The organism is Methylocystis rosea SV97, assembly GCF_000372845.1.
Lineage (GTDB): Bacteria > Pseudomonadota > Alphaproteobacteria > Rhizobiales > Beijerinckiaceae > Methylocystis > Methylocystis rosea.
The window spans coordinates 3175122-3196254 of the sequence record NZ_KB889963.1 but is presented as its reverse complement, the minus strand read 5'-3'; the positions used below and the strand labels follow the sequence as shown (position 1 = coordinate 3196254).

20 protein-coding genes and 1 tRNA gene are annotated in these 21133 nt (G+C 63.2%); 11 read left to right on the top strand and 10 right to left on the bottom strand.

All coding sequences use genetic code 11. The annotated features are described in order from the left end of the window. Positions 1-2: 2 nt before the first annotated feature. The 5 genes from A3OO_RS0116830 to A3OO_RS0116810 all read right to left on the bottom strand — a co-directional run bounded on the left by A3OO_RS0116830 (position 3) and on the right by A3OO_RS0116810 (position 3088). Positions 3-1019 (bottom strand): FAD binding domain-containing protein, encoded by a 1017-nt coding sequence (locus tag A3OO_RS0116830; RefSeq protein ID WP_018409018.1) that lies wholly within the window; start codon positions 1017-1019, stop codon positions 3-5. Then, entirely contained in the window at positions 1016-1537 is a 522-nt protein-coding gene (locus tag A3OO_RS0116825) for a (2Fe-2S)-binding protein (protein ID WP_051080360.1), read from the bottom strand. Before A3OO_RS0116825 ends, A3OO_RS0116830 begins: the two co-directional genes overlap by 4 nt. 119 nt (positions 1538-1656) lie before the next feature. Further along, positions 1657-2013: a hypothetical protein gene (locus A3OO_RS0116820; protein ID WP_018409015.1), complete on the bottom strand. Its 357-nt coding sequence runs from the start codon at positions 2011-2013 to the stop codon at positions 1657-1659. A gap of 342 nt (positions 2014-2355) precedes the next feature. After that, positions 2356-2431 (bottom strand) — tRNA-Ala (locus A3OO_RS0116815). Positions 2432-2713: 282 nt separating this feature from the next. Next, the gene (locus tag A3OO_RS0116810) at positions 2714-3088 is read right to left on the bottom strand and encodes a response regulator (RefSeq protein WP_018409014.1); all 375 of its coding nucleotides are present in this window, start codon (positions 3086-3088) and stop codon (positions 2714-2716) included. A gap of 239 nt (positions 3089-3327) precedes the next feature. On the opposite strand from A3OO_RS0116810, the gene A3OO_RS0116805 reads away from it, so the two are divergent. The 3 genes from A3OO_RS0116805 to glcF are packed head-to-tail and all read left to right on the top strand — an operon-like array spanning position 3328 to position 7332. Further along, positions 3328-4821 (top strand): FAD-linked oxidase C-terminal domain-containing protein, encoded by a 1494-nt coding sequence (locus A3OO_RS0116805; RefSeq protein WP_018409013.1) that lies wholly within the window; start codon positions 3328-3330, stop codon positions 4819-4821. Between the two features lie 2 nt (positions 4822-4823). Continuing rightward, the gene (gene glcE, locus A3OO_RS0116800; protein ID WP_018409012.1) at positions 4824-6041 is read left to right on the top strand and encodes a glycolate oxidase subunit GlcE; all 1218 of its coding nucleotides are present in this window, start codon (positions 4824-4826) and stop codon (positions 6039-6041) included. Between the two features lie 4 nt (positions 6042-6045). Next, on the top strand, positions 6046-7332 hold the full coding sequence (glcF, locus tag A3OO_RS0116795; RefSeq protein WP_018409011.1) for a glycolate oxidase subunit GlcF: 1287 nt from the start codon (positions 6046-6048) through the stop codon (positions 7330-7332). Here glcF and trpS read toward each other — a convergent pair. The 4 genes from trpS to A3OO_RS0116775 form a co-directional block, all read right to left on the bottom strand. Then, a complete protein-coding gene (gene trpS / locus A3OO_RS0116790; protein ID WP_018409010.1) occupies positions 7329-8363 on the bottom strand; it encodes a tryptophan--tRNA ligase in 1035 nt (344 codons plus the stop codon). The two genes, glcF and trpS, sit on opposite strands and share 4 nt — an antisense overlap. Before the next feature lie 226 nt (positions 8364-8589). Then, a complete protein-coding gene (gene hslU / locus A3OO_RS0116785) occupies positions 8590-9894 on the bottom strand; it encodes an ATP-dependent protease ATPase subunit HslU (RefSeq protein ID WP_018409009.1) in 1305 nt (434 codons plus the stop codon). 96 nt (positions 9895-9990) lie between these two features. Beyond that, complete coding sequence (gene hslV / locus A3OO_RS0116780; protein ID WP_026223084.1) at positions 9991-10554, bottom strand: ATP-dependent protease subunit HslV; 564 nt, start codon at positions 10552-10554, stop codon at positions 9991-9993. A 120-nt stretch (positions 10555-10674) separates the two neighbouring features. Beyond that, a complete protein-coding gene (locus A3OO_RS0116775) occupies positions 10675-11361 on the bottom strand; it encodes a hypothetical protein (protein ID WP_018409007.1) in 687 nt (228 codons plus the stop codon). A gap of 379 nt (positions 11362-11740) precedes the next feature. Between A3OO_RS0116775 and hisB the strand changes: the two genes are divergently transcribed. From hisB to A3OO_RS0116730, 8 genes are all read left to right on the top strand, one after another. Further along, positions 11741-12337, top strand: a complete 597-nt coding sequence (gene hisB, locus A3OO_RS0116770) for an imidazoleglycerol-phosphate dehydratase HisB (RefSeq protein WP_018409006.1) — start codon at positions 11741-11743, stop codon at positions 12335-12337. Between the two features lie 34 nt (positions 12338-12371). After that, complete coding sequence (locus A3OO_RS0116765; protein ID WP_018409005.1) at positions 12372-12770, top strand: DUF2628 domain-containing protein; 399 nt, start codon at positions 12372-12374, stop codon at positions 12768-12770. After that, positions 12767-13417 carry an imidazole glycerol phosphate synthase subunit HisH gene (gene hisH, locus A3OO_RS0116760; RefSeq protein WP_018409004.1) on the top strand — a complete coding sequence of 217 codons (651 nt, stop codon included), beginning with the start codon at positions 12767-12769 and terminating at the stop codon, positions 13415-13417. Before A3OO_RS0116765 ends, hisH begins: the two co-directional genes overlap by 4 nt. Continuing rightward, the gene (hisA, locus tag A3OO_RS0116755; RefSeq protein ID WP_040573952.1) at positions 13414-14160 is read left to right on the top strand and encodes a 1-(5-phosphoribosyl)-5-[(5-phosphoribosylamino)methylideneamino]imidazole-4-carboxamide isomerase; all 747 of its coding nucleotides are present in this window, start codon (positions 13414-13416) and stop codon (positions 14158-14160) included. The genes hisH and hisA overlap by 4 nt, the downstream gene beginning before the upstream one ends. After that, entirely contained in the window at positions 14160-14939 is a 780-nt protein-coding gene (gene hisF, locus A3OO_RS0116750) for an imidazole glycerol phosphate synthase subunit HisF (RefSeq protein ID WP_018409002.1), read from the top strand. Before hisA ends, hisF begins: the two co-directional genes overlap by 1 nt. A 172-nt stretch (positions 14940-15111) precedes the next feature. Continuing rightward, positions 15112-15435: a phosphoribosyl-ATP diphosphatase gene (locus A3OO_RS0116740; protein WP_018409000.1), complete on the top strand. Its 324-nt coding sequence runs from the start codon at positions 15112-15114 to the stop codon at positions 15433-15435. After that, a complete protein-coding gene (gene coaA / locus A3OO_RS0116735) occupies positions 15432-16394 on the top strand; it encodes a type I pantothenate kinase (protein ID WP_018408999.1) in 963 nt (320 codons plus the stop codon). Before A3OO_RS0116740 ends, coaA begins: the two co-directional genes overlap by 4 nt. 61 nt (positions 16395-16455) lie before the next feature. Continuing rightward, the gene (locus A3OO_RS0116730) at positions 16456-18066 is read left to right on the top strand and encodes a Na+/H+ antiporter (protein WP_018408998.1); all 1611 of its coding nucleotides are present in this window, start codon (positions 16456-16458) and stop codon (positions 18064-18066) included. A 170-nt stretch (positions 18067-18236) separates the two neighbouring features. Here the strand turns inward: A3OO_RS0116730 and clpB are convergent, their stop codons facing one another. Beyond that, the gene (gene clpB / locus A3OO_RS0116725; protein ID WP_018408997.1) at positions 18237-20861 is read right to left on the bottom strand and encodes an ATP-dependent chaperone ClpB; all 2625 of its coding nucleotides are present in this window, start codon (positions 20859-20861) and stop codon (positions 18237-18239) included. Between the last annotated feature and the right edge of the window lie 272 nt (positions 20862-21133).

Sequence of the window (21133 nt, the reverse complement as noted above, 5' to 3'; positions counted from 1 at the left end):
ACCTAAACGATCACTTTCACGGACTGGGACTGCGGCGTTCCGGCGGCCGCCTGCTCAAGGGCGCGGACGATCGCCCGCCGCGCAAGTTCGATTTTGAAGCGATTATGGGCAAAGCCTACAGCCCCCTGCAAGATGATATCGGCTGCTTGGACGAACGCCTTTCGATCAGGCTGCTTGCCCTCGAGACTCTGCTCGGCGTCAGGCGCGCGCCAGGGCTTGTGGGCGACCCCGCCCAATGCGAGGCGCGCGGACTTAATCGCGCCTGCTTCAATCTTCAGAGCAGCAGCGACGGAAACAAGTGCGAAAGCGTAGGACAACCGATCGCGGATCTTCAGATAGCTGTAATGTCGACGAAATTCCTCGGATGGCAGCTCGATCGCCGTTATGATTTCGTCACGAGCAAGATTTGTGTCGATTTCGGGCGTGTCGCCCGGCAGACGGTGAAAATCGGTGGATTTGATGGCGCGATCGCCTTTCGGGCCGGCGACATTGACAACGGCGTCAAGCGCAGAAAGCGCGACGCACATATCCGAGGGGTGAACGGCGATACAGGATTTGCTCCAACCCAATATCGCATTCATGCGGTTAAAGCCTTCTGCTGCCCCGCAGCCCGACCCTGGACGTCGCTTATTGCAGGGAGTCGCGGTGTCGTAAAAATAAAGACAACGCGTTCGCTGTAATAAATTGCCGCCGGTCGAGGCCATGTTGCGCAGTTGAGGCGAGGCTCCCGCAAGATTGGCGCTCGAGAGAAGGGGATAGCGCTTTGTGATGCGTTCGTCGTAAGCAAGATCGCTGTTGGGTACAAGGGCGCCGATCTTCAGCCCCCCTGTTTGCGTCTCATGAATTTCGTTAAGCGGCAGCCCTGTGATGTCGATCAATCGCGTCGGTTGTTCGACGTCCTCCTTCATCAGATCGATGAGATTGGTGCCGCCTGCAATGAACTTCGCAGCCTGGTGTTTCGTGATCTGGCTAAGAGCGTCGCCGACGTCGTTCGCCCGGACATAATCAAAATCGATCATGTCTGCGCTCCTTGCATGACCGCCTCGATCGCCGCCAGAATGTTGGGATAGCAGCCGCAGCGACAAATATTGCCGCTCATCAATTCTCTGATTTCATCGCTCGTCTTGGCGCGACCCTCGGCGATCAGTCCCACCGCCGAGCAAATTTGTCCGGGCGTGCAGTAGCCGCATTGAAAGCCGTCATGCGAAATGAAAGCGGTCTGAAGCGGATGCAGCTCGCCATTTTGCGCCAATCCCTCAATGGTGGTGATCTTGGCGCCGTCCTTCATGACGGCGAGCGTGAGACATGAAAGCACGCGCCGTCCGTTGATCAGCACCGTGCACGCGCCGCATTGGCCGTGGTCGCAACCCTTCTTGGTTCCGGTGAGGTCTAGATGTTCACGAAGGGCGTCGAGGAGGGTGGTCCACGGCCGCAGGACTACGCGGCGTTCCACGCCATTGACGTGCAAGCCCACCTCGAGCTTCGGCGGCAAGCTTCGCTCAGGAGGGCGCGATGTCGCCTGTGGTTTTCCCTGCATGGCTGATCCAAGAACGCGGAGCTAGAACCGCCAGCATTAGGATTGGTTCCCTTGCAGCTTCAGGAGAGCATCGCAAATCGAATCGAGCGGAGAGGAGCACGGTGGCTCGAAATGCTAGGTCATTTCTGTTCGACACACGCGCCGTTGATGGAGACCGTCATCTCATGGGAAGCGGCGTTCACGGCATATAATTCCACAGCGCCGTTGGAACGGTTGATGTTGCCTCCCTGATTTTTCTTATTTTTAAAGACGTAATAGGCGTCATTCTTCCGAATGAGGGAAAAATTGCCATCAAGGGCGCTGACGTTACTCAGCTTCACCGCAGCGCCTCTGATCTCAATGGAAAATGGCGCGGACTGGCTTGAATCGCTCTGTTGAGCCGAGACCTCGCATTGATATGTCACCGGCGCATCTTCAGCGAAGGCCCAACCCGAGCAGAACAATATGGTCGTCGCAATGGATAGTCGTGATTTCATTTCGCATGTCCTTTTCTATGGAAGTGTCGCCCTGCGCGCTGGGCGTCACCCGACCTCACTGGCAGGCAGCGCCGCTGTCGCGAGATCGGCGCCATCCCATGTCGGAGATCGCATTTGGTTCCAGTCCGTGCTGAGCGTCTTTGAACGGGTCCCTCGCGCCAGGGTTTCGTCGCCGGATCGCCCGTTTCGGGGCCAAAACAATTTTCGCACGCCGAGACAAACCGCGAGGTTCAGAGGCTGCGCGGCGCTCTTGCGATTCGGCTAGGGCCAAATCGGGGATTTGTCGAGAACCATTTCGTTGGTTTCTTCGAAAAATCACTTTAAAACAGCGAATTAGGATAGTGGTGGAGCCAGACGGAATCGAACCGACGACCTCTTCAATGCCATTGAAGCGCTCTCCCAACTGAGCTATGGCCCCGATCTATTCGGACGCCTCTTGGGGGAGGCCGGACGGCTTGACGTCGTCGCGCGCTGTATAGTTCAGCCGTGCGTCGCCTGCAAGCCCGCTCAAGAGGGCAGCCGCTCCGGCGGGCCGGACCATCGACGGGCTGGCGATGGAAGTCGTCTGCGCCCGACTCCAGACCGGACGCCGCGGCCGGGCCGATCAAGAGCCGACACGGTAACGGCAGCACGATGCGCGGCCCTTCGCGGGCAGATCGTTAACGAGGCGAACGCGCGCGCTCATGTGAAGACAGAGCTCTCAGCGCTTCTCTGCGAGAAAGGAATTCACCGTTTCCAAGAATTTCGCCACGGAAATGGGTTTCGACAAATAGGCTTCGCAGCCGCCCTGTAGGATCTTTTCCTCGTCGCCCTTCATCGCGAAGGCGGTGATCGCGATGACGGGAATGGCGCGCAGATCATCGTCCTCCTTGAGCATGCGGGTGACTTCCAGACCGCTGATCTCGGGCAGCTGGATGTCCATCAGGATCAGATCCGGCCGGTGGTTGCGCGCGAGGGATATCGCCTCGAAGCCGCTCTTTGTTTGCAGCGTCGCATGGCCGTTGGCTTCCAAGAGATCATTAAAGAGCTTCATATTGAGCTCGTTGTCCTCGACGATGAGGATGGTCTTGGTCATTTCCCTTCGGCCCGTGTTTCCGCGTGCGATCGATCTCACCTAGCATAGGCGGATTAATGAAAAGCGCCAGAAATCCGCGCATTTCTAATGGTTGCGCGATCGGGCCATGCTTGCGGGCAATTCGAGGCTCCTCTAAACGTTCGGACCATAGGGCGTAGCCCGGAGCAGGGTCCATGCTCCGCTTAGGCGAATAGCTGCAGGTTCAGCAGCGCTCTCGCTCGCGTTGGAGGCGCGAGTCCATGACGCTTCTCATGCCGAAGCCCGAGCCGGCGATTATGTCGCGGCGCAATGAACTCATTGCGCGCCTCGCGGCCATACTGCCGCGCGAAAGCCTGATCGTCGACGAGGTAGCGCGTCGCGCCTACGAATGCGACGCCTTCACCATGTATCGGGCGCTCCCGCTGGTCGTCACGCTGCCGGAGAGCGTTGAACAGGTGCGCGCGATCATGGCGCTCGCCGCCGAGATGAACGTCAAGGTCGTGCCCCGCGGCGCCGGCACGTCGCTGTCTGGCGGTTCGATGCCGCTCGAGGACGGCATTCTTCTCGGCATGTCCAAGTTCAATCGCATTCTCGAAATCGATTACGAAAACCGCTGCGCGCGCGTCCAGCCAGGCGTTCAAAATCTCGCGATCTCCAAAGCCGTTGAAGCGCAGGGCTTCTATTATGCGCCGGATCCGTCGTCGCAGATCGCCTGTTCGATCGGCGGCAATGTCGCCGAGAACGCCGGCGGCGTTCACTGTCTGAAATACGGACTGACGACCAATAACATTCTCGGACTCGACGTCGTGCTGATGGGCGGCGAGTTCATCCGGCTCGGCGGCAAGCATCTCGACACCGAGGGATATGATCTCATCGGCCTGATGACCGGCTCCGAAGGCTTGCTCGGCGTCGTCACCGAGGTGACGGTGCGGCTGCTGCAAAAGCCGCCCATGGCGCGGGGATTGCTGCTCGGCTTTGCGAGCGTGGCGGCGGGGGCGCGCTGCGTCGGCGCGATCATCGCGCGCGGCGTCATCCCCGCTGGCCTCGAAATGATGGACAAGGCGACGATCCATGCGGTCGAGCGCTTCCAACCCTGCGGCTATCCGCTCGACGCCGCAGCGCTGGTCATCGTCGAACTCGACGGGCCGCAGGCCGAAGTCGATCATCTCGTCGGCGTCGTGCAGGATATCGCGCGTGAAGAAGGGGCGACGACGATCCGGGCGTCGACGAGCGAGGCCGAGCGTCTGCAGTTCTGGGCAGGACGCAAGAACGCCTTTCCGGCGGTGAGCTGCATCGCGCCCGACTATCTTTGTATGGACGGCACGATCCCGCGGGCGCGGCTGCCGGAAGCGCTCGCCGGCATGGATCGGCTCGCCAAGGAGCAGGGGCTTAGCGTCGCCAATGTGTTTCACGCCGGCGACGGCAATCTCCACCCGCTCATTCTCTATGACGCGTCGAAAGAGGGCGACATTGAGCGCGCGGAAAAGCTCGGTTTCGACATCTTGCGCCTCTGCGTCTCGCTGGGCGGCGTTCTCACTGGCGAACATGGCGTCGGCGTCGAGAAGCGTGACCTCATGGGCGAGATGTTCACCGAAGTGGATCTCGCGCAGCAGATGCGGCTCAAATGCGCCTTTGACCCGGAGGGCCGGCTCAATCCGGGCAAGGTGTTTCCGACGCTGCATCGTTGCGCTGAACTCGGGATGATGCATGTCTCGGGCGGCAAAATGCCCTTTCCCAACCTGCCGAGATTTTAGCGATGCAATCCGCTTGCGCGACGCTCGAAATCCGCGACGAGGCGGACGCCGTTGACGCGATTTGCGCGGCAAAGGCGAAAGGCGACTGCTGCGCGATCGTCGGCGGCGGCTCCAAGTCGGGGCTCGGCCGCTACGCGCCGCAAACGCGGGCGCTCTCCACGGCCGCGCTGACAGGCGTGACGCTCTACGAGCCCGATGAACTCGTGCTCTCGGCGCGCGCCGGCGCCCGCCTGAGCGAGATTGAAGCGCTGCTGGACCAGCATGGGCAACAGCTCGCCTTCGAGCCAATGGATTACGGACTGCTGTTTGGCGCAGAAACGGGCGACGCCACGGTCGGGGGCGCCATCGCCGTGAACGCGTCCGGTCCGCGGCGGATCAAGGCGGGCGCAGCGCGCGATCATCTGCTGGGTTTCCGCTGCGTCACCGGCCGCGGCGAGCTGGTGAAATCCGGCGGCCGGGTGATGAAAAACGTCACCGGCTACGATCTCTCCAAGCTTGTCTGCGGCTCGTACGGCACGCTGGCGCTCCTCACCGAGCTGACGCTCAAGGTGCTTCCAAAGCCGCAGACCGAATGCACGCTGCTGGCGATAGGCGAGGAAGAGGCGGAGAGCCTCGCGCTGCTACGCCGCGCCTCCGCGACGCCCTGTGAGCCTTCGGCGCTCGCAATGCTGCCGGCTGGCGCCGCGCCCTTGGCGCTGAACGCCAATGCTGCCGCGACTCGCCTCGAGGGCCCCGCCATTTCCGTGACGGCGCGCCGCGACGATCTCGTCGCGCGATTGGCGCGCGGCGGACTCCGATTTGAGACGCTCGATGAATACGACTCGAAGGCGCTGTGGCGAGGCTTGCGCGACGCTGCGCCCGTCGCCGCCAAGGTCGGCCAAATCTGGCGCATTTCCGTTGCGCCGAGCGAAGGTTTCGCGGTCGTCGAGCGCATCCGCCGCGCGGGCGCGCCGGTCCTCGCGCATTTCTACGACTGGGCGGGCGGACTGATCTGGCTGCGCCTCGAGACCGCGCCTGACGCCTATGCCGGCGTTGTGCGCAGCGTGGTGGACGCCAGCGGCGGCCATGCGACGCTCATCCGGGCGAGCGCGGAGACTCGCGCGACAGTCGACGTTTTCCATCCGCAACCAGCGGCGCTTGCGGCGCTGACGCACCGCGTCAAGGCAAGCTTCGATCCCGCGCATATTTTGGAGCGCGGCCGCATGCGCGCGGAGTTCTAAAGCGATGCAGACGTTTTTCTCGCTGCAGGCGCTCGCCGATCCCGAAATGGCGGAAACGGAGAAGATTCTGCGCGCCTGCGTGCACTGCGGATTCTGCTCGGCGACATGTCCGACCTATCTTCTCACCGGCGACGAGCTCGACGGGCCGCGGGGCCGCATCTATCTCATAAAGGAGATGTTCGAGAAGGCTCGGCCAGCTGACGCGCGCACGGCGCTTCATATCGATCGTTGCCTGTCATGCCTCTCCTGCATGACGACATGTCCTTCGGGCGTGCATTTCATGCATCTCGTCGATCACGCCCGGGCGCATATCGAAAGGACATATGCGCGACCATTAACGGAGCGCGTCATGCGCGGAGCGCTCGCTTTCGTCTTGCCGCGTCCTTCTCTCGCGCGACCACTGTTTCGCGTCGCAGCCGCGATCCGCCCCTTGGCGCGCTGGCTGCCGCGCCGCTTCGCGGCGGCGCTTGCGCTCGCGCCATCGGAACTTCAACCTCGTTCAGCAGTCGACTCTCCGCAGGTCTTTGCCGCGCAAGGCGCGCGCAAGATGCGCGTCGCTCTACTCAATGGCTGCGTTCAGACGGTCGTCGACACATCAATCAACGAAGCGACGATACGGCTCCTGACGCGCCACGGCGCCGAGGTCGTCGTCGCGAAAGGCGCCGGCTGCTGTGGAGCGCTGCCGCATCATCTCGGCAAGGTTGACGATTCGCTGCGCTATGCGCGCGCGAACATCGACGCCTGGACGCGCGAAATCGACTCTGGCGGGCTCGACCGTATTGTCATCAACGCCTCAGGCTGCGGAACGAGCGTGAAGGACTATGGCCATATGTTCCGCAACGATCCGACTCTCGCGGAAAAAGCCGCGCACATCTCGGCGATGACGAAAGATGTGACGGAGCTGATGACTGAGCTTGGCTTTGCGCCGTCGGGAGACGCGCCGAAACTTCGGGTCGCCTACCATTCCGCCTGCTCTCTGCAACACGGGCAAAAGATATCGCAAGAGCCGATCGCGCTGCTGGCCGCAGCCGGCTTTGAAGTCGTCGCGGTTCCGGAGGGTCACATCTGCTGCGGTTCGGCGGGAACCTATAATGTGCTGCAACCGAAGCTGGCCGATGAGCTGCGGTCACGAAAAGTCGCAAATATCGAGAGCGTTGCGCCGGACATTGTGGCCGCGGGCAACATCGGCTGCATCGTGCAGATCAGGTCGGGAACGCCCGTCCCAGTCGTCCACACAGTGGAATTGCTCGACTGGGCGAGCGGGGGGCCGAAGCCTACGATGCTCGGCTAGCGCAAGAACCCCACGATGTCCTTCACCGCATTCATATTCTCGCGGGCGATGGCGCGGGCGCGTTCGGCGCCGTCGCGCAGCACGCCGTCGACATAGCTCTCATCCTCGCGAATGCGGCGCATTTTGTCGGTGATTGGCGCGAGCTTGGCGACGGCGAGATCGACAAGCGCGCTTTTGAAGCTCGAGAAATTGGCGCCCCCGAATTCAACGAGCACATCCGCCTTGCTGCGCCCCGAAAGCGCCGCGAAGATGCCGACGAGATTGTAGGCCTCCGGGCGCCCTTCGAGGCCCTTTTCCTCGGAAGGCAGCGCATCGGGGTCGGTCTTGGCCTTCCTCACCTTCTGCGCGATCTGATCTGCGTCGTCCGAGAGATTGATACGCGAATAGTCGGAAGCGTCTGACTTCGACATTTTCTTCGTGCCGTCGCGCAGGCTCATCACCCGCGTCGCCGGGCCGGAGATCAGCGGTTCGGGCAGGGGAAAGAAGGCCTCCCCAAAGCCATTGCGTGCGATCGACTCCGAGAAATCATTGTTGAACTTCTGCGCGATATCGCGCGCGAGCTCGAGATGCTGCTTCTGGTCGTCGCCGACCGGCACATGGGTCGCGCGGTAAATCAAAATATCTGCGGCCATCAGCACTGGATAATCGAGCAGGCCCATGGAGGCGTTCTCGCGATCCTTGCCCGCCTTGTCCTTGAACTGGGTCATGCGGTTGAGCCAGCCGATGCGCGCGACGCAATTCAACACCCAGGCGAGCTCGGCGTGTTCCGGCACCTGGCTCTGGTTGAAGACGATGTTGTTCTTCGGGTCGATGCCGCAGGCGATGAAGGCGGCGGCGATTTCCCGCGTGTTCGCTTTCAGCGCGATCGGGTCCTGCGGCACCGTGATCGCATGCAGGTCGACGACGCAATACATGCAGTCGAAGTTCTTCTGCAGCTCGACGAATTTAACGATCGCGCCGAGATAGTTGCCGAGATGCAGATTGCCGGTGGACTGCACGCCCGAGAAGACGCGCTGAGGAAATGTGGACATGTGATCGGCCAAGGGTTTTGGGTTTGGCCGGTCTTATGGCGAGAAGCGGGGGCTGAGGCAAGCGTGCTGTTTGGGAATAGAATTTGTCAAATGCCCCAGCCCCTCATCTCACTTCTCCCCGCAAGCGGGGAGAAGAGGCGTTAGGCGTTGCGCAGAAGACCCCTCTCCCCGCTTGCGGGGAGAGGTACGGTGAGGGGCTTGGGCGATGAGCGCTGGCTAGATTGCGTCACAGAATAAACCGGCTCAAATCCCTGTTTCTGGCCAGATCGCCGATGTGCTCCTCGACATAGGCGCCATCGATCACGATACTGTCGCCCGCGCGATCGGACGCCGAGAAGCTGATGTCGTCGAGCACGCGCTCCATCACCGTCTGCAGGCGCCGCGCGCCGATATTCTCAACGGAAGTGTTCACCTGCACGGCGACTTTGGCGATCGCGTCAACGGCGGACGGCGCAAATTCGAGCGTCATGCCTTCGGTGCCCAGCAGCGCTGAATATTGTTTCGTCAGGCAGGCTTCGGTTTCGGTTAGAATGCGGCGGAAGTCGTCTTCGTTGAGCGAAGCGAGTTCGACGCGAATCGGCAGGCGTCCCTGAAGTTCCGGCAGCAGATCGGAGGGCTTCGCCACATGAAACGCGCCGGAGGCGATGAACAGCACATGGTCGGTCTTCACCGTTCCATGTTTCGTCGCGACGGTGGTGCCTTCGATCAGCGGCAGTAGGTCACGCTGCACGCCTTCGCGCGAGACGTCGGCGCCGCCGCGTCCTTCGCGCGCGCAGATTTTGTCCATCTCGTCGATGAAAACGATGCCGTTGTTCTCGACCTCGTGGATCGCCTCGCGGACGCTCGCCTCCTGATCGATCAGCTTGTCGCTCTCTTCGGCGATCAGAGGTCCCTGCGCCTCTTTGACCGCGAGTTTGCGCGGCTTGCCGCGCTGCATCGCCTTGCCAAAAATATCGCCGAGCGAAAAGGCGGAGACGCTGGCCCCGGGCATATTCGGCAGTTCGAACATCGGCATCGATGAACCCGACTGCGTCAGTTCGACTTCGATTTCCTTGTCGTCGAGTTCGCCCGCGCGCAGGCGGCGGCGAAACGTTTCACGCGTGCCGGGTGACGCGGCGGGCCCCACCAGCGCATCGAGCGTGCGCTCTTCGGCCGCTTGCTGCGCGCGCGCCTGCACATCCTTACGGCGGCGCTCCTTGACCATCAGGATGGCGACCTCGACCAGATCGCGCACGATCTGTTCGACGTCGCGGCCGACATAGCCGACCTCGGTGAATTTCGTCGCTTCGACTTTGATGAAGGGCGCATTCGCGAGACGCGCCAGACGCCGCGCGATTTCGGTCTTGCCGCAGCCGGTCGGGCCGATCATCAGGATGTTCTTGGGCAGCACCTCTTCGCGCATCTGGCCTTCGAGCTGCAGCCGCCGCCAGCGGTTGCGCAGCGCGATCGCCACCGCGCGCTTGGCGTCGCTTTGTCCAACGATATAGCGATCAAGTTCGGAAACGATCTCGCGCGGCGAGAAGTCGGCCATGGTGAGTTCCTTCGGAACGGCAGTAGGCAGGGCGGTAGGCAGTAGACAGTCGGCTGCGGAATCTTCGTCATTGCCGACCAACGACTGCCGACCGCCTTAGATCTTTTCCACCACCACATTCTGGTTGGTATAGACGCAAATCTCGGAGGCGATCACCATTGCGCGGCGGGCGATGGTTTCGGCGTCGAGGGATGAATCGAGCAGGGCGCGCCCGGCGGCGAGCGCGAAGTTTCCGCCCGAGCCGATCGCAGCCACCGCGCCCTCGCCGGTGCCTTCCGGCTCAAGCACGTCGCCGGAGCCGGTCAGCACGAGGCCGACGCTCTTGTCAGCGACGAGCATCATCGCCTCCAGGCGCCGCAGATAGCGGTCCATGCGCCAGTCTTTGGCGAGTTCGACGCAGGCCCTCATCAATTGTCCGGGATATTGTTCGAGCTTCGATTCAAGCCGTTCGAAGAGCGTGAAGGCGTCGGCGGTGGCGCCGGCGAAACCGGCGATCACGTCGCCCTTGCCAAGACGGCGCACTTTCTTGGCGTTGCCCTTCATGATCGTCTGGCCGAGGCTGACCTGGCCGTCGCCGGCGATCACCGTTTCTCCGGCTTTCTTGACGAGGATGATCGTCGTCGCGTGCATGGCCGCAAAGCGGTGTTGTTCGCTATCCATTCGCCGTATCCAGCCTGAGATGTCCAGCCGATGTAAGGTTTGGCGGCGATTTGAGCAAGGGCGGAGCGGCGACGGGGCAGCCGCGCTATTCGCCGCTTGGGCTAGAGTTCACTGCAAGACTCACTCGCGCGGCGCGCCGGCGAGCGGCGCGGGAAAATCAAGAATCTCGCGCGTATAGGTCTCATGCACCTCGGAGAGAGGACGTTGATCGCGCGCATAGACTACGGCCGTGTGCTCGAAAAGGTCGTGCGGAATGGAGAGCGCGCCGCTTACCTTTTCAGACGAGGCCGTCGGGATGGCCGAGAGCTCCCAGCCCTCGGGCAAGGGCGACCAGCGCATCTTCATGTCCATGGTGCGACGGAACGGCTGCAGCGGCGCGATGGCCTTGCCGAAAGGCGTTTCCGTCGTCTCCAGCGTGCGGTTCATTTCGTCGGAAAGCCGCCCAGGCACGTACCAATTGTCGGCCTCAGAGAGCACGTGATCGCCGCAGGCGAGCTGCACGCGCCGGTATTTTACCGGCTCCGCGTCGCTGACGTCGAGCCGCCGGCGCGTCTCCGCGCTCGGCTGCTGTTCGATTCCGGCAACGCGGTGGGCGACGATCTTGGGCTCCGCGGACATCTTGTGATCGGCGCACCATTTTTCGAGCGTCGCCGTGGCGCTGCGGCTTGCGAGCAGGGAGGCGTTGAGCGTTTGCATGAGCGCCAGCGCTTCGATGCGCGGCACGAAGCCGTCCCGCCAAGGCTCGCTGGCGGCCGGCACAGACATTAAAGACGCCGCGAGCGGCGCCAAACCGAGCCAAAGTCGCATGTTTTAAGTCTCCTTGCGCCCCCGCGGCGCGGCAGATTTTCGCCAGGACTTCGCGATCTATCCGCCGCGAACGGCCGAAGTCGCCGCCGGTGCGGCATTTAGCGTCTTCTTGATACGTTGTCGCGAAGCTACAAGCGCCTGTCGGCGTCGGACATATTGCTGTGGTTGCGCTTGGGTGAGGAATCAGCGCGAACACATAGACCATTCTCTTGTTTGTTTAGACCGATTTGCCGACAAAGAAGAGTGAGTTGGCGCGCATCTCGCTTCTCCTTGACGCCCAAGCAGTTCGGGTGGCGAATCCAAGGCGGAGTTGCTACAAGCTGGCCGCTTGCGGCCAAAGTCGCCGGAAACGCCGGCAGGGCCCAAGAAAAGGCAGGAAATGCGCAGCGCGACGATCGAGCGCAACACCAAGGAAACCAAAATCTCGGTCACCGTCGACCTCGACGGGGACGGCCGCTCGGACATTTCGACCGGCGTGGGGTTTTTCGATCATATGCTCGACCAGATCGCCCGTCATGCGCCGCTGGATCTTACCGTGCGCGCTGAGGGCGATCTGCACATCGACGGTCATCACACGGTCGAGGACGTCGGCATCGCCGTGGGCCAGGCGGTGGATCGCGCGCTTGGAGATCGCAAGGGCATTTCCCGCTATGGCGACGCGCATGTGCCGCTCGACGAGGCCCTGACCCGCGTCGTCGTGGACGTCTCGGGCCGGCCCTTTCTCGTTTACGAAGTCGCATTTCCGGCGCAGCGGATCGGCGGCTTTGATACCGAGCTGATGCGCGAATTTTTTCAGGCCTTTGCGGTTCATGCCCGCGTCGGGCTGCACATCGAATGCCTGCGCGGCGTCAACAGCCACCATATCGCCGAGAGCGCCTTCAAGGGCTTCGCGCGCGCCTTCGGCAAGGCGGTGGCGATTGATCCGCGCCGCACGCAGGGGGAAGCGCCTTCCACCAAGGGAACGCTCACCGCCTGAAAACAGGCGTGTGACGCCGACGAGGGGACGGCCGATGGCGATATTCACTGTTCATTTTCCGCGCATGGCGCCGGGCCAGCTTCCCGCGCCGGACAAGATCGTCTTTTTGCGCGACGGCTTTTCCTGGCCGGCCTTTATTTTTGGTCCGTTCTGGCTGGCCTGGCGGCGCGCTTGGCTGGTCGCCGTCCTCTGGACGCTGCTTCTCGTCGCCTTGGCGCTTATCGCCTGGCAGCTGCGGGTGTCGCGCGACGCGATGTCCTGGCTGACGTTCGGGCTCGCTGTCTGGCTCGGTTTCGAGGGGGAGCGGCTCGTCGGCTGGAATTTGGCGCGTCGCGGCTATGTCGAGCAGGATCTCGTCATTGGCGATGACCTCGACGAGGCGGAGGCGGCCTACTTCCACCGCCATCGCCCTTCTGGGGAGCCCGCTCCTTGACGACCGCGATCATCGACTATGGGTCAGGCAATCTGCATTCCGCCTTGAAAGCCTTTGAGCGCGCCGCCCGCGAGTCGCGGGCGCGAGGCGACATTTGCGTCACCAGCGACCCCGACGTCGTGCGCGCCGCCGAGCGCGTCGTGCTGCCGGGCGTCGGCGCTTTCGCCGATTGTCGCCGCGGCCTGATGGCGATCGAGGGTCTTTACGCCGCCCTGCAGGAGGCGGTCATCGACCGCGGCCGGCCGTTCTTAGGGATTTGCGTCGGCATGCAGCTGATGGGCGCGCGCGGCCTTGAACATGGCGAAACGCCGGGCCTCGGCTGGATTCCGGGAGACGTCGCGGCGATCGAGCCTGCGGATCCTTCGCTGAAAATCCCGCATATGGGCTGGAATACGCTGACGCTGAGCCGGGAACATCCGCTCTTTGCCGGCGTGCCGACGGGAGAGCGTGGATTGCATGCCTATTTCGTCCATTCGTTTCAGCTGGCGCCGACGTCGCCGGCGCACATCCTGGCGAGGACCGATTATGGCGCGCCGCTCACTGCGGCCGTGGCGCGCGACAATATCGTCGGCGTGCAGTTTCATCCCGAAAAAAGCCAGAGGCTGGGCCTAGCGTTGATCGGCAATTTCCTGAGGTGGCGTCCGTGATTCTGTTTCCCGCAATCGATTTGAAGGAAGGTCAGTGCGTGCGCCTCGCGCAGGGCGATATGGACCGCGCGACCGTGTTCAACGACGATCCCGCCGAGCAGGCGCGCGCTTTTCAGCGAGTCGGATTTGAATATCTGCATGTCGTCGATCTCGACGGCGCGTTCGCCGGCGCGCCGCGCAACGCGCAGGCGGTCGAATCCATTCTCGCCGCGCTGACGATTCCCGTGCAGCTTGGCGGCGGCATTCGCGACATGCGCACGCTGTCCCGCTGGCTGGAAAAAGGCGTCGCGCGCGTCATCATCGGCACGGCGGCCGTAAAAGATCCGTCTTTCGTGCGCGAGGCGGCGCGCCTTCACCCGGGCCGCGTCGCCGTAGGGGTCGACGCCAAGAATGGTTTTGTCGCCGTCGACGGCTGGGCCCGCGCCACGCGCATGTCGGCGCTCGATCTTGGCAAGAGCTTCGAAGACGCGGGGGTGAGCGCCATCATCTACACCGACATCTCGCGCGACGGCGTTTTGACCGGGCTTAACATCGAGGCGACCCTGGCGCTCGCCGACGCCTTGACGATACCCGTCATCGCCTCCGGCGGCCTCGCGTCGCTCGCCGACGTGGAGCGGCTGCTGCAGCCCGACTGCCGCAAGCTCGCCGGCGCCATCACCGGACGGGCGCTCTATGACGGGCGGCTCGATCCGGCGCAGGCGTTGGCGATGATCCGCGCGCGCGCGGCGACCGAGAACGCGTGATGCTGAAAGCGCGCGTCATTCCCTGCCTGGACGTGAAAGGAGGACGCGTCGTCAAAGGCGTCAATTTCGTCGATCTGCGCGACGCCGGCGATCCGGTCGAATGCGCCATCGCCTATGACGCCGCCGGCGCCGACGAACTCTGCTTTCTCGACATCACCGCAAGCCATGAAGACCGCGGCATTCTGCTCGACGTCGTGCAGCGCACGGCCGAAGCCTGCTTCATGCCGCTGACCGTCGGCGGCGGCGTGCGCACGCTGGACGACATCCGCAATCTGCTGCTCGCCGGCGCTGACAAGGTCTCGATCAATTCTGCGGCCGTCGCCAGTCCCGCCTTCGTTCGCGAAGCATCGGAAAAATTTGGCGCGCAATGCATCGTCGTGGCCATTGACGCCAAGCGCGCAGCCGAGGGACGCTGGGAAATCTTCACCCATGGCGGGCGCCGTGCAACGGGGATCGACGCAGTGCAATTTGCGCGCGACGTCAGCGAACTCGGCGCAGGCGAAATTCTGCTGACCTCGATGGATCGCGACGGCACAAAGAGCGGCTTCGATATCGCGCTGACGCGGGCCGTCGCCGACGCGGTGCAGGTGCCGGTCATCGCTTCGGGCGGCGTTGGGACGCTCGACCATCTCGTCGCGGGCGTCAAGGAAGGCCATGCGAGCGCCGTGCTCGCCGCTTCGATTTTCCATTTCGGCGAATATTCGATCCCACAGGCGAAGCTTCACATGGCGGCTGCGGGGCTGCCGATGCGCCTCGATGGCCTGGAGGCGATGGGATGATGGCAAAATCCAGTTGCAGCGCGGGGGCGATGACCCCCTCCCTGTCCCTCCCCCGCATCGCTTCGCTCGCGGGAGAGGGGACGCTAACGATCGGCGTTAGCGAAATCCCGATGAAGCTCGGAATCTGCTCCCTCTCCCGCACAGCGGGGGAGGGTTGGGGAGGGGGGCTGTCATGAGTTTCACGCTCGACGATCTCGCCGCGCTCATCAAAGCACGGCGCAACGACAGCGCCTCGACCTCCTATACGAAAACCCTGCTCGACGCCGGAATGCCGCGCATCGCCAAGAAATTCGGCGAAGAGGCGGTCGAAACGGTGATCGCGGCGATAGAAGGCGACCGAAGCGCGCTCGTCAATGAAGCCGCGGACACTTTCTATCATCTGCTGGTCATGCTTGAAGCGCGGGATATTTCGCTGGACGACGTGTTGCACGAACTGGAGCGGCGCACGAAACAGTCCGGGCTCGCAGAGAAAGCCGCGCGCGGAGCAAAGGAATGACTGTGGCGGAGCTCGTCCCCAACAACGAGGCTCTTTCCCCCTACCGGCATTTTACGCGCGCCGAATGGGCGTCGCTGCGCGCCGATACGCCGCTGACGCTGACGCTCGATGATCTCGTCCGGCTGAAGTCCCTCAACGATCCGATCTCGCTCGAAGAGGTCATCGAGATCTATCTGCCGCTTTCGCGCCTGCTCGCGCTCTACGTTGCGGCGACGCAGGGCCTCTTCAAGGCGACGCAGCGCTTTCTCGGCGCCGAAGACGGCAAGGTTCCCTATATCATTGGGGTCGCGGGCTCCGTCGCTGTGGGGAAATCCACGACGGCGCGCGTGCTGCGCGCTCTGTTGTCGCGCTGGCCGAATACGCCGAAAGTGGAGCTCATCACCACCGACGGATTTCTTTTGCCCAACAGAATCCTTGAAGCCGAAAAGCTGATGGACAAGAAGGGCTTTCCGGAAAGCTACGACAACAAATCGCTGCTGCGATTCCTCTCCGATGTGAAGGCGGGACGGCGCAACGTCTGCGCGCCGGTCTATTCGCATATGACCTATGACGTCGTCGAGGGCGAAGCGAGCTGCGTCGACCGGCCAGACATTCTCATTGTCGAAGGCGTCAACGTCTTGCTTGCGCCGCGCATGCGCGACGGCCGCGAAATTCCCTTCGTCTCCGACTTCTTCGATTTCTCGGTCTATCTCGATGCGCCCGAAGGTGTGCTGGAGCGATGGTATGTGGAGCGCTTTCGGCGCCTTCAGCAGACGGCGTTCCGCGATCCGAAATCCTACTTCCGCGTCTATGCCGATCTGGATGCGGAGGAGACGACGCGCGTCGCGAAAGACATATGGACGCGCATCAACCTCGAGAATCTGCGCCAGAACATCGCCCCGACCCGCCCGCGCGCGAGTTTGATCCTCACCAAGGACGCCGATCACAGGATCGAGGAAGTGTCGCTGCGCAAATTATAAGCTTCGCTTCGAGCACGATGCGGAGTTCGCTTGCGCGAGGCGCGGCTTATAGGGTGGGCGCATGATCGCGGGTCTGCAAACGCTTGTCTTTCTTCTCGCGGCGGTGGCGTTCGTCGCCTTCATCGCGTCGCGCTCCGGCGCCGCCGCGCCAATCCTGCTCGTCGCGGCCGGCGTGCTGATCGCCGTCGCCCCGGGCGTGCCCGCCCTTGTGTTGGAGCCGCAATTCGTGCTGCTCCTCGTGCTGCCGCCGGTGATCTACATCTCCGCGGTCAATATGAGCTGGCGGGAGTTCAAATTTAATCTGCGGCCGATCCTTCTGCTCGCCGTCGGCTGCGTCGTCTTCACCACCATTTCCGTTTCACTCGCGACGAAATGGCTGCTCGGCTGGCCTTTGGCGGTCGGCTTCGTGCTCGGCGCGATCGTATCGCCGCCCGACGCCGTCGCGCCGCTCGCCATTGCAAGGCGTATGCAATTGCCGCGGCGCATCTCGGTCATCTTGGAGGGAGAGGGTCTCGCCAATGACGCCACCGCGCTTGTCCTTTATCGCTTCGCGGTGGCGGCGGTCAGCGTCGGTTCCTTTTCGCTGGCGCAAGGAGGCGAGACCTTCACGGCGATTATCGCCGGCGAAATCGTGTGGGGGATTGGCGTCGGCTGGACGATGCTGCGGTTGCGTCGCTTCATGCGCGATCCGCGCATTGAAATCACACTCTCGCTGATCACCCCGTTCTTGGCCTATTGGCCGCCTGAACATCTCGGCGGCTCGGGCGTCATCGCGACGGTCGCCACCGGCCTCTACATCAGCTGGAACGGCCCCAGGCTGATCAGCGCCGCGACGCGTCTGCAAGGCGTGTTCTTCTGGGATTTCTTCCTTTTTCTGATCGAAGGTCTGGTTTTTCTCTTCACCGGTCTACAGGCGCAGGCGCTATTTGCGCGAATCCAAGATCATTCCCTGTACGAACTGACGACGTCCGCCGCGATCGTTTCGCTTGTCGTCATCGCGGCGCGATTCGTGTGGACGTTTCCGATTACCTATCTGCCGCGATGGCTCATTCCGCCGTTGGCGCGACGCGATCCTTCGCCGCCCTGGCAATGGCCCTTCATCATTTCCTTCACCGGGGTGCGCGGGATTGTCTCGCTCGCCGCGGCGCTGGCGATCCCGCTCGCCACCGCGGACGGCGAGCCGTTTCCCTATCGTGACTCGATCTTTTTTCTCACCTTCTGCGTCGTGATGGTGACGCTCGTCTTCCAAGGGTCGGCATTGCCCTGGATCATTCGCAAACTCGGCCTCGTTAAAACCGGCATGAGGGAACGCGTCCTCGATCGCGCTGAAGAGCTGCGCGCCCGCCACGCCGCGATCGAGGCGTCGAGCGCAAAACTCGCGCGTTTTGGCGCGGAGAATGACGTCCCGGAAGAAGCGATGAACTCGCTTCTCGCGCAACAGGACTACTTTCTGTCGCGCGTCCGCATGAAATGCGAGTCAAGTGACGAGCGCCGCGCGCTGACGGCGCTGCACGACGAGATCGACCTGCAGCTCATCGCCGAGGAGCGCAATCTGATCAACGCCATGCTGCGGGAAGATAAACTCACCGACGAAGCGCGCCGCCGCATCGAACGCGAACTCGATCTGCGCGAAGCGGACACGCTAAACCGGAGGAAAGAGCGGCTGGGGTAGGCGGCGCGCCCGCATCAAGAACGCGGCGCTCGGGAAACGTCAAGAGCCCCCTCCCTGTCCCTCCCCCGCTTCGCGGGAGAGGGGACGCTCACGATCGCCGTTAGCGAAATCCCGACGAAGCGCGGAATCTGCTCCCTCTCCCGCGCAGCGGGGGAGGGTTGGGGAGGGGGTTACGCGTTCCCCACCGTGCGCAGCAGCGGCGGCGCGACATTTCGATGCGCCGCCTTGCCGTCGATGACGAGGCCCGAGGCGTCGGCCGACACTTCGACGCTCGCGCCGTCGATGATCTCGCCGGCCAGGATACGCTCGGCGAGCGTGTCCTGCAGCTCCTTCTGCATGACGCGCTTCAAGGGCCGCGCGCCATAGGTCGGGTCGTAGCCCCTGGCCGCCAGCCAATCGCGCGCCTTGGCGTCGAGGCGCAGCGTGATCTTGCGATCCTCGAGCAGCTTCTGCAGCCGCTTGACCTGGATGTCGACGATGGCGCCCATGTCCTCGCGCCGCAGGCGGTTGAACAGGATGATCTCGTCGACGCGGTTCAGGAACTCCGGCCTGAAATGCGCGCGCACGACCTGCATGACTTCGCTGTGCACGGCGGAGGAATCCTCGCCTTCCTTTTGCATGACGAGGAATTCCGAGCCGAGATTCGACGTCATGATGATCAGCGTGTTTTTGAAATCGACCGTGCGGCCCTGGCCGTCCGTCAGGCGCCCATCGTCGAGCACCTGCAGAAGCACGTTGAAGACATCCGGATGCGCCTTCTCGATCTCGTCGAAGAGCACGACCTGATACGGCCTGCGGCGGACGGCTTCGGTCAACGCGCCGCCTTCCTCATAGCCGACATAGCCGGGCGGCGCGCCGATGAGCCGCGCGACCGAGTGCTTTTCCATGTATTCGGACATGTCGAGCCGCACCATCGCCGTCTCGTCGTCGAAGAGAAACGCCGCGAGCGCCTTCGTCAGCTCGGTCTTGCCGACGCCCGTCGGGCCAAGGAAGATGAAGCTGCCGATCGGACGGTTCGGGTCCTGCAGTCCGGCGCGCGCGCGGCGCACCGCGGTCGACACGGCGACCACCGCGTCATGCTGGCCGACGACCCGCTTTGCGAGCTCGTCCTCCATGTGCAGCAATTTCTCGCGTTCGCCCTCGAGCATTTTGTCGACCGGCACGCCGGTCCAGCGCGAGACGACCTGCGCCACGTCATTGGCGGTGACTTCTTCGTCCACGAGCGTGTCGGCTTCGCCTTCCGTCTCGCCCAGCTTCTTTTCGAGATCGGGAATGACGCCATAGGTGAGTTCGCCGGCGCGCTGATATTCGCCGCGCCGCTGCGCCTGCGCGAGTTCGTTACGCGCCGCTTCAAGCTGCTCCTTGAGCTTCTGCGCCGCGCCGAGCTTGTCCTTCTCGGCGCGCCAGCGCGCGGTGAGCGCCCCTGATTTCTCTTCGAGGTCGGCAAGCTCGCCTTCGAGCTTCGCCAGGCGATCCTTTGACGCGGTGTCCGTTTCCTTCTTGAGCGCTTCCTGTTCGATCTTCAGCTGGATGATGCGCCGATCGAGTTCGTCGAGCTCCTCGGGCTTCGAGTCGATCTGCATGCGCAGGCGCGACGACGCCTCGTCGATGAGGTCGATCGCCTTGTCCGGCAGGAAGCGGTCGGAGATGTAGCGGTTCGACAGAGTCGCCGCGGCGACGATCGCGCTATCGGTGATGCGCACGCCGTGATGGAGTTCGTATTTCTCCTTCAGGCCGCGCAGGATCGAGATCGTATCCTCGACGGTCGGCTCGTCGACGAAGACCGGCTGGAAGCGCCGGGCGAGCGCCGCGTCCTTTTCGACATGTTTGCGGTATTCATTGAGCGTCGTCGCGCCGACGCAATGCAATTCGCCGCGCGCCAGCGCCGGTTTCAACAGATTGGAGGCGTCCATCGCCCCATCCGCCTTGCCGGCGCCGACGAGCGTGTGCATCTCGTCGATGAACAGGATGATATTGCCTTCGGCGGCGGTGACTTCGTTCAGCACCGCCTTCAGCCGCTCCTCGAATTCGCCGCGATATTTCGCGCCGGCGATCAACGCGCCCATGTCGAGCGCGAGCAGCTTCTTGTTCTCAAGCGACTCCGGCACGTCGCCATTGACGATGCGCAGCGCGAGACCCTCGACGATCGCGGTCTTGCCGACGCCCGGTTCGCCAATCAGCACCGGATTGTTCTTGGTGCGGCGCGACAGCACCTGAATCGTGCGGCGGATCTCCTCGTCGCGGCCGATCACCGGATCGAGCTTGCCCTCGCGCGCCGCCTCGGTGAGATCGCGGGCGTATTTCTTCAGCGCGTCATAGGCGTTTTCGGCGGAGGCCGAATCCGCCGTGCGGCCCTTGCGCAGATCCTCGATCGCGGCGTTGAGCGTCTGCGGCGTCACGCCGGCGGCGGCAAGAATTTTGGCGGCCTCGGAGTCCTTCTCCATCGCCAGCGCCAAGAGCAGCCGCTCGACGGTGACGTAGGAGTCGCCCGCCTTCTGCGCGATCTTCTCGGCGTTGTCGAAGAGGCGCGCGGTCGCGGGCGCGAGATAGAGCTGGCCGGCGCCGGAGCCCATCACTTTGGGCACTTTGGCGAGCGCGGCCTCGGTTTTCGCCAGCGCCTCGCGCGAGCGGCCGCCGGCGCGGTCGATTAGCCCGGCGGACAGGCCCTGGTCGTCATCGAGCAGGACTTTCAGGATGTGCTCGGGCGTAAACTGCTGGTGGCCCTCGCGCGTCGCCATCGACTGCGCCGACTGCACGAATCCGCGCGCGCGTTCGGTGTATTTCTCAAAGTTCATTTTTAGCCCCTCTGACCATGAGGCGGCCCTTTGTTTTAAGCGGCGCGCCTCGCGTCCAAAATTTCTCGTTCAAGGCCCCTTGCGGCTGCCCTCGTGGTCGATATGGGAAGGGCTGCACGAGGTTAAAGGGGGTGCGGCGCGAAAGCGCGGACTCGACCGCAAGCGAAGATGTATCGATCAACCGCGCCTGCCCGCCCGGACCGCGCGCCATCCCCCATAGAGCGCGAGGGCCACGAGCGACAGCGTCATCGCATAGACCAGTCCCGAGGCGA